Raw genomic sequence first — 14,012 nt, 5'->3', positions numbered from 1 at the left:
TATTATATTGTAATGATTCAATGATTTTCGATCGACAGCCTCAGCCGATCGAGCCGATATCGTAGACGGGCGGCAGTTGTTCGAAGGTCTGCCGCACTGTGGTCAAAGCTTTGATGAGGGCTGCATGATTAAGGCGGCCGCCGAGGCATATGCGAATGCCGCCGCCATGGCCGGGTCCGGCAATGAATGGTTCTGATGGGGTCACGGCGACATTTTGGGTCGTCAGCGCGCGCACCAGGCCGTCCTCCGTCCAGCGCGTCGGGACCTTCAGCCAAGCGCAGAGGGAAAGGGGATGGGTCGAGGCGATATGCTGGCCTAAGATATCTAGGGCAATTTTCTGCCGCGCCCGCGCTTCGGCGCGCTGCACATCCAGTAGCCGTAAGGCAGTGCCGTTTTCGACCCAGCGCGTCGCTATTTCGGCCGTGAGATAGGTTCCGCTCCAGCTCGATACCCGCAGGATTGAGGCGGCGCGGATGGAGTAGGCGGGTGGCACGACGAGATAACCAACGCGCAGCCCGGTCAGCACCGTCTTGGTGAAGCTGGTGACGAAAAAGCCGAGATCAGGCAGCATTTCAGTGATGGATGGCAGATCCTCCTCGATGATCGGCCGATAGACTTCGTCTTCAATGACAAAGATGCCATAGCGTTCAGCGATCGCGGCGATCGCCTGCCGTCGCGCCGGGCCCGATACATGCCCGGTGGGATTGTTGAGGGTCGGAATGAGTACCAGCGCTCGCACACCACCGGCTGCGCACGCGGCCTCCAGCGCATCGGGCAATATGCCCTCGCCATCCGTGGGCAGGCCCTTGAGACTGAAACCGAGGATGTTCGACAGGCCGATAATGCCGTGGTCCGTGAGGTTCTCGCAGAGAACCACGTCGTTCGATCGAATGATGCAGCTCAGGGCAAGGAAAATGCCGTGGGCTGCGCCGTTAGTGACGAGGATACGCTCCGCACCGGCGGTCACGCCCATCATGGTGAGCCAGGTTCGGGCGGTTTCCCGATGGCTGTCAAGGCCGGCCACCGGCCTGCAGGGGCGCATGAAACCCGAATTGTCACCATCGGCCAATTCACGAAGGATGGCGCGTGAGGCGTTTTCATGCTCGTCGAGATAGACGCCGCGGATAATGGAGAGATCGAGGACCTCAGTCGGGCTGTGGTCGAGCATCATGCGGCCCGCCCGGTCCGTCACCCGTGTCTTCACGAAGGTGCCTCGGCCGATTTCGCCGCTGAGATAGCCGAGCCGCTCGGCCTCCTTGTAGGAGAGGCTAACGGTCTGGACGGAAAGGCCGAGTTCACGGGCGAGGTCGCGATGGGTCGGCATGCGGTCCATCGGCTTCAGAACGCCGGCGTCGATATCGGCGATGATGCGTTCGGTCAGTGCCGAATGTTTCGTTTCGCCCTTCTGCTTCGCGAGAACTGGCCGCCATGCCACCGGTTTCGTTGCGGGAACCGGATCGAGGCTGAGCGGATTGGCTTGACGGCGCATGAAATTGTCTCGTTTTAGACGAAGATGATTTCATGACATTATGCACGGTTCGGTGAAAAGATGAAGCCTTATGCAGCGTAGATGACAATTGCATCCAAAACAGGCGCAATCGTCATCTCCCTGCTGTCCAGACGAGCAGTTCCCGGTCCGGTAAAAGCCTGGCTGGTGATCAGATTTTTTCGCCGGCCTGGACCAGATCATCCATGACGCTGCGGACGGCGGCTTCGGCGATGGCGATGATCTCGTCCACCTCCGCCTTCGTCGTCACGAGCGGCGGTGCAAAGCCCAGAATATCGCCATGCGGCATGGCCCGCGCAATAAGGCCGCCATTGCGTGCTGCCTTCGAAACGCGTGCACCAACCGCAAGACCCGGTGCAAAACGTGTCTTCTTTTCCCGGTCCGCCACGAATTCGATGGCACCCATCAGGCCCACGCCACGCACCTCGCCGACGATTGGAAGCTGTGCGAACCTTGCTTTCAACTGCTCCTGAAAATAGTTGCCGACGGCCCGTGCATTGCCCGGCAGGTCTTCCTTTTCCACGATATCAAGCACGGCGTTTGCCGCAGCCGCACCGATGGGATGTCCGGAATAGGTGTAGCCGTGCGAGAAGGCGCCGACGCGATCAGCGCCGTCCTCCATCACCTTGTAGACTTTCTCTCCTACGATCGAGCCGGAGAGCGGGAAATAGGCTGATGTCAGCCCTTTGGCGACGGTGATCAGATCCGGCTCGATGCCGTAATGTTGTGAGCCGAACATGGAGCCTGTACGCCCGAAGCCGGTAATCACCTCATCGGCAATCAACAGGACATCGTATTTTCTGAGAACATCCTGTATCGCCGACCAGTAGCCTTCCGGCGGCGGCGTGATACCCCCCGTGCCAAGCACCGGTTCAGCAATAAAGGCACCGATTGTGTCGGGGCCTTCGCGCAGAATGAGCTCTTCCAGTTCGTCGGCGCGCCGTTTTGAGAATTCCAGTTCGGTTTCACCGGCTTCAGCGCCCCAATAATGGTGTGGGACGCCGGTGTGCAGCACGCCAGCGCGCGGCAGGTCCATGTGGTCATGATAAAAGCTCATGCCGGTCATGGAACCGGAAACGACGCTGCAGCCGTGATATCCCCGCTCGCGGGAAATGATCTTCTTCTTCTCCGGCTTGCCGCGCAGATTGTTGTAATACCAGACGAGCTTGGCCTGGGTCTCGTTGGCGTCCGAGCCGGACATGCCGTAAAACACCTTGCTCATCTTGCCGGGCGCCATCTTCACCAGCCGGTCGGACAGGATCGCCAGTTCGTCCGTCGTGTGGGCGGCGTAGGAATGATAATAGGCGAGCCGATAGGCCTGACGGGAAATGGCTTCCGCCACCTCGGTGCGACCGTAACCGACATTGACGCAATAAAGACCGGCAAAGCCATCGATCAACTGCTTGCCGTGGGCGTCCTGAATGCGGATGCCCTTGCCGGTTTCAACGATGGTCGGTTCCCCGAGCTTACCGCTGGCGAAGTCTTTCAGCTGCGTGAAGGGGTGCAGAACCGCATTTCGATCCATTTCCGCGATATTTTTGATGTCGATGGTCATAGGCGGGTTCCTTTCAGGCAGCCAGATTGCCGAAGCAGACATATTTGGGTTCGAGATATTCCATCAGGCCGTGGCGCGAGCCTTCGCGACCGAGGCCGGATTGTTTCCAGCCGCCGAAGGGAATTGGCGCACCGGTGAATTTCGGCGTATTGACGGCAACCATGCCGTATTCCAGCTGGTCGGTCAGGCGCATCGCCCGGCCCAGATCGTTGGTGTAGACATAGGCCGCAAGTCCCATCTCGGTTGCATTGGCGCGGCGGACGACCTCATTCTCGTCATCGAAGGGAAGGATGGCTGCCACAGGCCCGAAGGTTTCCTCACGTGCGATCAGCATGTCGTCAGTCACATCAGCCAGCACGGTTGGCGTTACGAAATTACCGCCGAGCGGACTGTCCTGCCCGCCGCAGACGAGGCGCGCGCCGGCGGAGAGCGCCTGTGCGATCTGCTGACGGCACTTTTCGGCGACCGATGGCCGTGTCATCGGCCCAATGTCGATGCCCGGTTCAAGGCCGTGGCCAACGGTCAGTCTGGAAGTTGCGTCGGCAAACCGATCGATGAAGCGGTCATAGAGCGTTCGCTGAACATAGATGCGATTTGCCGCCAGGCAGTCCTGGCCAGATGTAGCGAATTTGGCGCTGATGCACCCCGCCACCGCTTGAGAAAGATCAGAATCCCCAAATACGATGAAGGGTGCATGACCACCCAGCTCCAGCGACGCTTTCTTGACGGTTGCCGCCGACTGGGTAAGGAGCAGCCGCCCGACCTCCGTCGAGCCAGTGAAGGAGAACGCCCGCACATCGGTATGCTCCAGAAGACGACGCGCCAGAGGCGCGGCTTCACCGGGCAGTACCTGCAATACGCCGGCCGGCATGCCTGCCTCCTCCGCAAGTTTTGCCAGAGCCAGCGCCGAGAGCGGAGTTTCGGGTGCCGGCTTGACGATCATGGTGCAACCGGCGGCAAGGGCCGCTCCTGCCTTGCGGGCTATCATGGCTGACGGGAAGTTCCATGGCGTGATCGCTGCCGTTACGCCGATCGGCTGCATCCGTACGGAGAGATTGCCACCTTTCAGGTGGCTCGGTATTGTCTCGCCATAGGATCGCTCGCCTTCGCTCGCGAACCAGTCGAGAAAATTGGCCGCGTAGGAAATTTCCCCCAGCGATTCTTCAAACGGCTTGCCCTGCTCGGCGCTGATGATAATGGCGAGATCGCGCGCATTGTCGCGCATCAGTCTGCCCCAGCTCCGCAGGATGTCGCCGCGTTCTACCGGCAGCGTCTCGCGCCAGTGAAGGAAGGCTGCGCTGGCGGCCTCTATGGCGGAATCGACATCATCGAGAGAGCAGGCGGTCACATCCACGAGATGGTCGCCGCCTGCTGGGTCGATGACGCTCAGCCTCTCGCTGCGCTCCACCCATACCCCGTCCAAAAAGGCGCGATGCTCGATCAGATCGGGCCGGCGAAGGTTCTTCAACGCGGCGCTGGCAATACCTTTCATGAATATGCTCCGTTTTCATTTGCGTGGAGCTTAGCGTCGCTGCATGATCGATCTCCGGCATTTATTTCCTGTTTGACGCAGGAATAATGCTAATTTTACCCAAATACGCAGGAATTCTGCATGACCAATATTGATCGAGCTGACAGGGCGCTGCTTGACGCCGTGCAAAAGAACAACCGTCTGACGTCGGAGGAGCTGGCGCGGATCGTCAATCTCTCGCCGACGGCCTGCCAGAGGCGGCTCAAGCGATTACGGGAGGAGGGAGTGATCGAGGCGGATGTGGCGATCATCTCGCCCAAAGCCGTGGGACGGGGCATCACCATGATCGTCCTCGTGTCGCTGGAACGGGAGCGCGCGGACATCGTCGATCGCTTCAAGGCGGCGATCCGTGCGACGCGCGAAGTCATGATCGGCTATTATGTCACCGGTGATGCCGATTTCATTCTGGTAATCACGGCAAAGGACATGGAGGACTACGAGGCCTTCACCCGCCGCTTCTTTTATGAAAACCACGACATTAAAGGGTTCAAGACAATGGTCGTCATGGACCGCGTGAAGGCCGGATTCGCCTTTCCTATCGAAGACTGACCGGCCAGAGGTCTGCTAACATGTCTGTGTCGGGACTTCCGCCTTTTGTACGGTCGTTCTAGTTCTGGACGGGCTGCAAGACCCTGCCCAAGCAGCGGGGAAAGGAAGGAGGCCCGGATATCCGTGCGATGACAGATCCGGAGCCTCCGGGAGCTGGGAGTTCATGTAAGCCCTGCGCAGGCAGATCATGCGCTCGCAATTTGGAACATTGTCGCGCGCTATTGCGTGATTTCGGGTTCCACGAGTTTGGCAAGCTTGCGCAGTGACTCTTGCCAGCCGAGATAACACGCATCAGCCGGAATGATATCCGGCACGCCCTCCTGTTCGATATTCACTTCGGTGCCGGATGCCACTGCCTTCATGTTCACCGTGACTTTCATTTCGCCAGGCAGGTTGGGATCGTCGAAGCGGTCCGTGTAGACAAGGCGCTCTCCGGGCACGAGTTCAACATAGGTCCCGCCAAAGGAATGACTGTCGCCCGTCGTGAAATTTCGGAAAGACATCCGGTGATTGCCGCCGACCTTCGCATTCAGTTCATGAACGGTACAGGTGAACCCGAATGGCGGGAGCCAGCTTGAAATCGCATCCGGTTCGATGAAAGCGCGATAGAGCTTTTCGGGTTTCGTTGCGAAGACGCGATGTAGACGAATGACGCTTGGCATGGTTTCCTCCTGTTGATGCGTTGTCATTCAACGTGGTCGATCATTGTCGGGCTGAACAGCAGCCGGATATAGCGGTGAAGATGGTCGAGGCTTTCGACGGCTTGCTGCGGATTCCCGCTCGCTTTTGCCAGAATGAAGGCGCCCTGGATGACGGCTTGAATGTGCAGGGCAAGACTTTCCGCCGTAAATGTCTCTGTTATCCTGTATTGATTCAGGGCTGCTTCGATATCGCTGACAAGTGTTTCGGCGTGGCCTGAAATGCTGGTCCAGCACGCTTGCCGGATCGCCTCGCTGGTCTCGTAAACCTCCTGCGCCATGGTGCCGACAAAGCAGGTAAAATCCGGCAAGTCGCCCTGTATCAACTGCTTGCGGAAGGCGACATAGTTCAGCAGTCGCTCCAGTGGATCAGCGGCATCGTGATAGGACGCGGTTTCGAACACGGCACCGGTTACCTCCGACCAGTGCTGGGCAGCCGCGACCGCCATTTCCTCCTTGCTGGAGAAATGGTGAAAGAATGCACCTTTGGACAGCTCGGCCTTGGCGCAGACATCGTCAACTGTCGTCGCGGCGTAACCTTTCGTCCGGATGACGGTAAATGCCGCCTCCAGCAGGCCCGGCCTGGTCAATGGGTTCTGTTTCCTTGCCACATCAAATCTCCCTTGCTTGATTAAATACAGACTAGTCGGTATTTAATCAAGCGGAATTTTACTGGTGTGTTGTCCGGTGACTTCCCGGTCCAATATCGTTGGGCAGGATGGCGCATAACAGAAGGCGCGCGCTCGATCCCGCGAGGGAGCGCGCCGCTCCCGCGCCGTCATTAATGCGCAGATCCGGGCAGTTCTACTCCAGCGCCACCATATAGGCTGGTAACTGTTCTTCGAAAAATTTCGAGAAAGTTGCGATGCGGGGCGGCAGGGCCTGATAGGGCGGATAATAGAGCGTCAGCCAGAGTTCCGGCGGCGACCAGCCGGGCAGGACATGGACGAGGCGGCCACTGTGGATATGCTGTGCGATGTTGAAGCCCGGCAGCAAGGCGACCCCTGCGCCATCCGCAGCCATATCGGCCAGAACCTCGCCACTATTGGCGCTGAACGCACGACCTGCCGTTATCGTGATACTTGACCCGCCATCTGACAGAACCCAATTCTCCCGACGGCTCTCGCCGCTGTAGGCAAGGCAATCGTCAGGCGTCAGTTCAGCGGGGTGTTTCATCTGCGCGAACCGGCTGCCCGGAGCCGCCACCAATATGCGCGGCACAGCCCTGATCTTGCGCCATATGGTGAATTTGTCCGATGGGGCGGACGAGATACGGATCGCCAGATCGTAGTCATCATCCACGATATTGACCAGGCCGTCCGATAACGAAATCTCGAAGCACATTTTCGGATAGAGTTCCCGGAAGCCCGACAGGATCGGCGGCAGCACCGTTTTGCCGAGCCATGTCGGCGCGCTGATCCTCAGGCGTCCCTCGTCGGCCTTGTGGGCGTTGCGAACATCGCGCCGGGCGTTCTCCAAAGCCTCGACCGCCGGCTGAATCTGTGCGGCGAAGACGGCACCGTCCGTCGTGAGCGATACCTGACGGGTGGTCCGGACGAATAATTGCACGCCGAGATCATCTTCAAGTGCTGCAATCGCACGGGTGACGGCCGCTGCCGTCATACCGAGTTCACGGGCCACCTGCGCGAAGTTGCGCTTTTCGGCCGCCATCAGGAAGGTTTTGAGAGCTTTGTGATCGTTCATCTCTATTATTTCAAAAATCGCAATTCATTCGAGAAAAATATTGCAATTCCGCGATACAATCAAGCGGGTTACATCTTTCTCCATCGAAACGGGCACACCAACAGCGAAAGGCGCCGACGATGATCAAGGATATCAAGGGCCTGCACCACGTTACCTCGATGGCGTCGGATGCGCGGCAGAACAACAGCTTCTTCACCGATACGCTCGGCCTGCGCCGGGTAAAGAAGACCGTCAACTTCGACGAGCCAAGCGTCTATCACCTTTATTACGGTGACGAAAAGGGAACGCCTGGCACGGTCATGACGTATTTTCCCTTCGCCAACATGATGGCCGGCCGTCCGGGCGTCGGCGAAGTGGGCGAGACACAGTTTTCCGTCCCCAAGGGTTCGCTCGGCTTCTGGAAAGATCGTCTCATTACGAAAGGTGCCGCCGGCCTTCAGGCCGATACGGTCTTCGGTGCACAGCGCCTGCGTTTTACCGGTCCGGATGGCGATGGACTCGCGCTGATCGAAACGGATAACGATGCTCGCGCTCCATGGCTTGCCGAGGGCATCTCCGAAGACAACGCCATACGCGGCTTCACCGGTGCGCGCTTCAATCTGAATGATACGGCCGCGACCGAGGAACTGCTTCGCTTCATGGGATATGAGCGCGCCGATGTAGAAGGCGATGTAACCCGCTTCGTCATTCCCGGCGGCAACGGCGCCGATACGATTGATCTCGCCACACTGCCAACGACGCCCTTTGCCCGTCCGGGAGCCGGTTCGGTTCATCACATCGCTTTCGCGGTTGAAAACCGTCAAAAGCAGCTGGACGTGCGCAAGGCGCTGATGGACACCGGCTATCAGGTCACCCCTGTCATCGACCGCGATTACTTTTGGGCGATCTATTTCCGCACGCCGGGCGGTATCCTGTTCGAAATCGCCACCAACGAACCCGGTTTCGATCGCGACGAGGATACCGCGCATCTGGGCGAAGCGCTCAAGCTGCCAAGCCGTTATGAGCCTTTCCGCAATCAGATCGAGGCTAACCTCGCTCCCCTTGCGGCATAAAGCGGGTCGTTGATCCGCATCCACTGAAGAAATCATATCCACGCTTTCAAGGCGGCTGCCCCTGCCGGGCAGCCGGCCGGCGAAGCCTTGTCAATTTCACCGCCGTCGATCGGCAATCATCACCTGAACGGAGAACCACCATGTCGAAGCTTGAAGTCCTTACTCCCGCCAACAGCCAGATCATCTTCATCGACCAGCAGCCGCAGATGGCTTTCGGTGTGCAGTCGATCGATCGCCAGACCCTGAAGAACAATGTCGTCGGCCTCGCCAAGGCGGCAAAGATCTTCAACATTCCGACGACCATCACCACGGTTGAAACGGAAAGCTTCTCCGGCAACACCTTCCCGGAACTGCTGGCAGTATTCCCGGAAAACGACATTCTCGAGCGTACCTCGATGAATTCCTGGGATGACCAGAATGTCCGCGATGCCCTGGCGAAGAATGCCGCCAACGGTCGCAAGAAGATCGTTGTTTCCGGCCTCTGGACGGAAGTGTGCAACACCACCTTCGCTCTTTCGGCGTTGTATGATGTCGCCGATTACGAAATCTACATGGTGGCGGATGCATCTGGCGGCACTTCTGTCGATGCGCATAAATATGCCATGGACCGCATGGTGCAGGCGGGCGTCATCCCCGTCACGTGGCAGCAGGTGCTGCTGGAATGGCAGCGCGACTGGGCGCGCAAGGAAACCTATGACGCCGTCACCTCGCTGGTGAAGGAACATTCAGGCGCTTACGGCATGGGCATCGATTATGCGGTCACGCATGTTCATGGCGGTGCTGAGCGCGTCAAGCACGGCAAGCGCATCGGCCCCAACCCCGCGAAATAAGCTTTCAACCCTGGCGCGCCGGCGGGATCAATATCCCGGCCGGCGCGGCTTCATCCATCCAAAGGAGGTTTCCATGAAAGTCTATCTTCTGTCGCTTGGCGCCGGCCTGCTCGTCGGCATCGTTTACAGCCTGCTCAATGTGCGTTCGCCCGCGCCGCCCGTCATTGCCTTGGTCGGTCTGCTGGGCATCCTGGTCGGAGAACAGATCATCCCTTTCGCAAGAACGATCATCGACAGGGAACCGGCCGCCGTTTCGTGGTTCAACCAGATCAAGCCGCACATGTTCGGTCATATGCCCAGGGGTGGTGTCGAAACGGTAGATATTGCCAAGGGCAACGCACCCATCGAGAGGGAGAGAAGCTGATGCCGACACGACGCACTTTCCTCGGCGCGGCATCCAGTCTCGCCTTTCCGAATCTGTTTTCACCGGCTAAGGCCGCTGATCCCATCAAGAGCGGAGCTTCGTCCATGCATCCAGATACCATCCTTCACAATGGCCGCGTCACGACACTTGATCGTGGCAATCCGAATGCAACGGCAGTCGCCATCAAGGATGGTCTGTTTCTCGAGGTGGGAAGCGATACCGAGGTCATGGCCCTTGCCGGGCCGGAAACGAAGATCATCGACCTCAGGGGCAAGCGGGTTCTTCCGGGCCTGATCGACAACCACACCCACGTCGTGCGTGGGGGCCTGAACTTCAATATGGAACTGCGCTGGGACGGCGTGCGCTCGCTTGCCGATGCCATGGACATGCTCAAACGCCAGGTCGCGATAACGCCAGCCCCGCAATGGGTGCGCGTCGTCGGTGGTTTCACAGAGCACCAATTCGTCGAAAAGCGTTTGCCGACCATCGAGGAGATCAATGCGGTCGCGCCGGATACGCCGGTCTTCCTTCTGCATCTTTACGACAGGGCGCTGCTGAACGGCGCGGCGCTGCGTGCCGTCGGTTATACCAAGGACACGCCGAACCCGCCCGGCGGCGAGATCACCCGTGATGCCAACGGCAATCCCACCGGCCTGCTGCTCGCCAAGCCGAATGCCGGCATTCTCTATTCGACGCTTGCCAAGGGGCCGAAACTGCCGCTCGACTATCAGGTCAATTCCACCCGCCATTTCATGCGCGAGCTGAACCGGCTGGGTGTGACCGGCGTGATCGATGCCGGCGGCGGCTTCCAGAATTATCCGGATGATTACGAGGTGATCCAGAAGCTGTCAGATGAGAACCAGATGACCGTTCGGCTGGCCTACAACCTCTTCACGCAGAAGGCGAAACAGGAAAAGGAAGACTTCCTCAACTGGACGCAATCGGTCAAATACAAGCAGGGCAACGATTATTTCCGGCACAATGGTGCGGGCGAAATGCTGGTCTTTTCCGCGGCCGATTTCGAGGATTTCCGTCAGCCGCGGCCCGATATGCCGCCGGAGATGGAAGGCGAACTTGAAGATGTTGTCCGGATTCTCGCGGAAAACCGCTGGCCCTGGCGTCTGCATGCCACCTATGACGAGACCATTTCGCGGGCGCTGGATGTCTTCGAAAAGGTCAATCGTGATATCCCGCTCGAAGGGCTTAACTGGTTCTTCGACCACGCAGAAACCATTTCTGACCGCTCCATCGACCGTATCGCCGCGCTTGGCGGTGGCATCGCCACCCAGCACCGCATGGCCTATCAGGGCGAATATTTCGTTGAACGTTATGGTCAGGGCGTGGCCGAAGCCACACCACCGATCCGGCGCATGCTCGATAAGGGTGTGAACGTTTCGGCTGGGACGGACGCAACGCGCGTCGCCTCCTACAATCCGTGGGTGTCGCTCTTCTGGATGGTGACCGGCAAGACCGTTGGCGGCATGCAGCTTTACCCGCGCGCCAATTGCCTAGACCGCGAAACGGCGCTGCGCATGTGGACGGAAAAAGTCACCTGGTTCTCGAATGAAGAAGGCAAGAAGGGCCGCATCGAGAAAGGCCAGTTCGCCGATCTCGTGGTGCCGGACAAGGACTTCTTCTCCTGTGCGGAGGATGAAATCTCCTTCCTTACCTCGGAACTGACGATGGTGGGTGGCAAGGTCGTCTATGGCGCCGGTGACTTCAAGGCACTGGACGAGAGCAATATTCCGCCGGCCATGCCAGACTGGTCGCCAGTGCGCAAGTTCGGCGGCTACGCCGCCTGGGGTGAACCGGATGGCGCCGGCGCCCGCTCGCTGCGCCGCACGGCCATCTCCACCTGCGGCTGCGCCAGCGATTGCGGTGTGCATGGTCACGACCATGCCGGTGCCTGGACATCGAAGCTGCCGATTGCCGATCTCAAAGGCTTCTTCGGTGCCCTGGGCTGCTCCTGCTGGGCGGTATAAGCTTCATCGGCAAAAGAAGCCCACTCACGGGCGGCGCATGTGCCGCCCGTGGGATACGACCAATAACCGATAAAAGAATATTACAAATTACGCAATTATATCGAAACTATTGATGCAATTGTTGGCGGTAATCCTTTGCGCCAATATCGCTCCATCAGATGAACGCCAGCGCCGCTCGAACCGAACGGCCAGTAGGAGCACATTATGACTGAGCCGTCTTCAACCCTTCGCCTTCGGGTCTTCCTTGCGGATATCGTTGCCGCACCCGCCGCAAAAACCCTTGCGCTTCTGGCGCTTTGCTCGGCCTATATTCAGGGACCGCTGACGAAGATTTTCGACTTTCCCGGGGCGATTGCCGAGATGAACCATTTTGGCCTTCAGCCGGCGGCCGCATTCGCCGTGGTCGTCATCCTGTTCGAACTCACCGCCTCCGCTCTGGTCGTGTCGGGCTTCCTGCGCTGGGCCGGAGCTCTGGCACTGGCAGGCTTCACTCTTGTCGCCACCTTCATTGCTCTCCGCTTCTGGGAAATGGCGCCGGGCATGGACCGCATGATGGCCACCAATGCCTTCTTTGAACATCTAGGTCTCGCTGGCGCATTTGTCGTCGTCGCTGCAATCGATCTCACGAAAGGAACGGGCAAATGAGCGCCGCAAAATCCTCCGCAAGCAGTTTTGCTCCGCTTGCACAACCGGTCTTCGCCGTCCTCTGGGCCGCGACGGTGCTGGGCAATACCGGCAGCTTCATGCGTGATGTCGCGAGTTCATGGTTGATGACCGATCTTTCGGCCTCTCCGGCGGCTGTCGCCATGGTGCAGGCCGCTGGAACCCTGCCGATCTTTCTTCTGGCGATCCCGGCCGGCGTGCTGACCGATATTCTCGACCGCCGCAAGTTCCTGATCGCAGTTCAGCTGTTGCTGGCCTCTGTCAGCGTCACACTCATGGTTCTTGCGCACACCGGCCTTTTGTCCGTCAGCGCCCTGATCGGTCTCACCTTCCTCGGCGGTATCGGTGCGGCGCTGATGGGACCGACCTGGCAGGCCATCGTGCCGGAGCTGGTGAAGCGCGAGGATATCAAGAGCGCCGTGGCTCTGAACTCGCTCGGCATCAATATCGCCCGTTCCATCGGTCCGGCTGCTGGCGGCATCCTGCTTGCGGCCTTCGGCGCGGCCTTTACCTATGGCGCCGATGTCGCCAGTTACTTCGTCGTCATCGCCGCCCTTTTGTGGTGGCCGCGGGTAAAGAACGCTGATGATGCGCTGGCCGAAGGTTTCCTCGGCGCTTTCCGGGCGGGCCTTCGTTACACCCGTGCCAGCAAGCCGCTTCATGTCGTGCTGCTGCGGGCCGCGATCTTCTTCGCTTTCGCCAGCGCCGTCTGGGCGCTGCTGCCCCTGGTTGCCCGGCAATTGCTCGGCGGAGACGCCAGCTTCTACGGTATCCTGCTCGGTGCTGTCGGCGCTGGCGCCATCGGCGGCGCGCTGGTCATGCCGAAGCTGCGCGAACGTTTCGATGCAGATGCCCTGCTTCTCGGTGCTGCCGTCATTACCGCACTCGTCATGGCCGCGCTTTCGCTCGCACCGCCGAAGTGGCTTGCCATCATCGTCCTGCTGTTCCTCGGCGGCGCATGGATCACGGCTCTAACGACGCTGAACGGGGCCGCCCAGGCAGTTCTGCCAAACTGGGTGCGTGGCCGTGGCCTTGCTGTCTATCTCACCGTCTTCAACGGCGCGATGACAGCCGGCAGCCTTGGCTGGGGTGCTGTTGGTGAAGCCACAGGTGTACCGGGTGCATTGCTGATCGGTGCTGCGGGACTGCTGGTTGCGGGCCTTGTCATGCACCGCCTGAAACTGCCTGCGGGTGATGCGGATATGGTGCCATCCAACCATTGGCCGGAACCGCTCGTTGCCGAGCCGGTGGCCCATGATCGCGGCCCGGTGCTGATCCTGATCGAATATAATGTCGAAAAGCATCACCGCTCCGCTTTCCTGCATGCACTCGACGAGCTTTCCCAGGAACGTCGCCGCGATGGCGCCTATGGCTGGGGTGTCACGGAAGACTCCGCCGACCCGCAGAAGATCGTCGAATGGTTCATGGTGGAATCCTGGGCGGAACATCTTCGCCAGCACAAGCGGGTCTCCAATGCCGATGCAGATTTGCAGGGCAAGGTGCTGGCTTATCATTCCGGGCTGGAAAAGCCTGTCGTGCGCCACTTCCTGACGATCAACCGTCCGGGCAAGGCATAA

General features: G+C 59.4%; 13 protein-coding genes. 7 read left to right on the top strand and 6 right to left on the bottom strand.

Going from position 1 to position 14,012, the window contains the following annotated elements; all coding sequences use genetic code 11:
* Window positions 1–40: 40 nt before the first annotated feature.
* From AGR2A_RS19145 to AGR2A_RS19135, 3 genes are all read right to left on the bottom strand, one after another.
* Window positions 41–1,489 carry a PLP-dependent aminotransferase family protein gene (locus AGR2A_RS19145; protein WP_037090515.1) on the bottom strand — a complete coding sequence of 483 codons (1,449 nt, stop codon included), beginning with the start codon at window positions 1,487–1,489 and terminating at the stop codon, window positions 41–43.
* A gap of 169 nt (window positions 1,490–1,658) precedes the next feature.
* On the bottom strand, window positions 1,659–3,062 hold the full coding sequence (locus AGR2A_RS19140) for an aspartate aminotransferase family protein (protein WP_072495006.1): 1,404 nt from the start codon (window positions 3,060–3,062) through the stop codon (window positions 1,659–1,661).
* 13 nt (window positions 3,063–3,075) lie between these two features.
* Complete coding sequence (locus AGR2A_RS19135) at window positions 3,076–4,554, bottom strand: NAD-dependent succinate-semialdehyde dehydrogenase (RefSeq protein WP_037090519.1); 1,479 nt, start codon at window positions 4,552–4,554, stop codon at window positions 3,076–3,078.
* 120 nt (window positions 4,555–4,674) lie between these two features.
* Here AGR2A_RS19135 and AGR2A_RS19130 point away from each other — a divergent pair, with 120 nt between their 5' ends.
* Window positions 4,675–5,142 carry an Lrp/AsnC family transcriptional regulator gene (locus AGR2A_RS19130; RefSeq protein ID WP_006699972.1) on the top strand — a complete coding sequence of 156 codons (468 nt, stop codon included), beginning with the start codon at window positions 4,675–4,677 and terminating at the stop codon, window positions 5,140–5,142.
* Between the two features lie 218 nt (window positions 5,143–5,360).
* Here the strand turns inward: AGR2A_RS19130 and AGR2A_RS19125 are convergent, their stop codons facing one another.
* From AGR2A_RS19125 to AGR2A_RS19115, 3 genes are all read right to left on the bottom strand, one after another.
* The gene (locus tag AGR2A_RS19125; RefSeq protein ID WP_022563373.1) at window positions 5,361–5,804 is read right to left on the bottom strand and encodes an SRPBCC family protein; all 444 of its coding nucleotides are present in this window, start codon (window positions 5,802–5,804) and stop codon (window positions 5,361–5,363) included.
* Between the two features lie 23 nt (window positions 5,805–5,827).
* Window positions 5,828–6,451, bottom strand: coding sequence for a TetR/AcrR family transcriptional regulator (locus tag AGR2A_RS19120; RefSeq protein WP_072495007.1), 624 nt, complete (start codon window positions 6,449–6,451; stop codon window positions 5,828–5,830).
* Between the two features lie 193 nt (window positions 6,452–6,644).
* Entirely contained in the window at window positions 6,645–7,544 is a 900-nt protein-coding gene (locus tag AGR2A_RS19115) for a LysR family transcriptional regulator (protein WP_004437488.1), read from the bottom strand.
* A gap of 119 nt (window positions 7,545–7,663) precedes the next feature.
* Between AGR2A_RS19115 and AGR2A_RS19110 the strand changes: the two genes are divergently transcribed.
* The 6 genes from AGR2A_RS19110 to AGR2A_RS19085 all read left to right on the top strand — a co-directional run bounded on the left by AGR2A_RS19110 (window position 7,664) and on the right by AGR2A_RS19085 (window position 14,012).
* Window positions 7,664–8,596 (top strand): ring-cleaving dioxygenase, encoded by a 933-nt coding sequence (locus AGR2A_RS19110; protein WP_072495008.1) that lies wholly within the window; start codon window positions 7,664–7,666, stop codon window positions 8,594–8,596.
* A gap of 140 nt (window positions 8,597–8,736) precedes the next feature.
* A complete protein-coding gene (locus AGR2A_RS19105; RefSeq protein ID WP_037090526.1) occupies window positions 8,737–9,426 on the top strand; it encodes a hydrolase in 690 nt (229 codons plus the stop codon).
* Between the two features lie 73 nt (window positions 9,427–9,499).
* Window positions 9,500–9,790: a XapX domain-containing protein gene (locus AGR2A_RS19100; protein WP_006699976.1), complete on the top strand. Its 291-nt coding sequence runs from the start codon at window positions 9,500–9,502 to the stop codon at window positions 9,788–9,790.
* A complete protein-coding gene (locus AGR2A_RS19095) occupies window positions 9,790–11,772 on the top strand; it encodes an amidohydrolase (RefSeq protein WP_037090527.1) in 1,983 nt (660 codons plus the stop codon). The genes AGR2A_RS19100 and AGR2A_RS19095 overlap by 1 nt, the downstream gene beginning before the upstream one ends.
* 204 nt (window positions 11,773–11,976) lie before the next feature.
* Window positions 11,977–12,417 (top strand): DoxX family protein, encoded by a 441-nt coding sequence (locus tag AGR2A_RS19090; protein ID WP_037090529.1) that lies wholly within the window; start codon window positions 11,977–11,979, stop codon window positions 12,415–12,417.
* Entirely contained in the window at window positions 12,414–14,012 is a 1,599-nt protein-coding gene (locus tag AGR2A_RS19085) for an MFS transporter (protein ID WP_006700134.1), read from the top strand. The genes AGR2A_RS19090 and AGR2A_RS19085 overlap by 4 nt, the downstream gene beginning before the upstream one ends.

The organism is Agrobacterium genomosp. 2 str. CFBP 5494, from assembly GCF_900013495.1.
GTDB classification, from domain to species: domain Bacteria; phylum Pseudomonadota; class Alphaproteobacteria; order Rhizobiales; family Rhizobiaceae; genus Agrobacterium; species Agrobacterium pusense.
This window is presented reverse-complemented; position numbering and strand designations above follow the sequence as displayed.

What these genes read in the sequence shown, in the direction of transcription:
- AGR2A_RS19145 (WP_037090515.1), bottom strand. Translation starts at nt 1,489, where the DNA reads ATGCGCCGTCAAGCCAATCCGCTCAGCCTCGATCCGGTTCCCGCAACG.
- AGR2A_RS19140 (WP_072495006.1), bottom strand. Translation starts at nt 3,062, where the DNA reads ATGACCATCGACATCAAAAATATCGCGGAAATGGATCGAAATGCGGTT.
- AGR2A_RS19135 (WP_037090519.1), bottom strand. Translation starts at nt 4,554, where the DNA reads ATGAAAGGTATTGCCAGCGCCGCGTTGAAGAACCTTCGCCGGCCCGAT.
- AGR2A_RS19130 (WP_006699972.1), top strand. Translation starts at nt 4,675, where the DNA reads ATGACCAATATTGATCGAGCTGACAGGGCGCTGCTTGACGCCGTGCAA.
- AGR2A_RS19125 (WP_022563373.1), bottom strand. Translation starts at nt 5,804, where the DNA reads ATGCCAAGCGTCATTCGTCTACATCGCGTCTTCGCAACGAAACCCGAA.
- AGR2A_RS19115 (WP_004437488.1), bottom strand. Translation starts at nt 7,544, where the DNA reads ATGAACGATCACAAAGCTCTCAAAACCTTCCTGATGGCGGCCGAAAAG.
- AGR2A_RS19110 (WP_072495008.1), top strand. Translation starts at nt 7,664, where the DNA reads ATGATCAAGGATATCAAGGGCCTGCACCACGTTACCTCGATGGCGTCG.
- AGR2A_RS19105 (WP_037090526.1), top strand. Translation starts at nt 8,737, where the DNA reads ATGTCGAAGCTTGAAGTCCTTACTCCCGCCAACAGCCAGATCATCTTC.
- AGR2A_RS19100 (WP_006699976.1), top strand. Translation starts at nt 9,500, where the DNA reads ATGAAAGTCTATCTTCTGTCGCTTGGCGCCGGCCTGCTCGTCGGCATC.
- AGR2A_RS19095 (WP_037090527.1), top strand. Translation starts at nt 9,790, where the DNA reads ATGCCGACACGACGCACTTTCCTCGGCGCGGCATCCAGTCTCGCCTTT.
- AGR2A_RS19090 (WP_037090529.1), top strand. Translation starts at nt 11,977, where the DNA reads ATGACTGAGCCGTCTTCAACCCTTCGCCTTCGGGTCTTCCTTGCGGAT.
- AGR2A_RS19085 (WP_006700134.1), top strand. Translation starts at nt 12,414, where the DNA reads ATGAGCGCCGCAAAATCCTCCGCAAGCAGTTTTGCTCCGCTTGCACAA.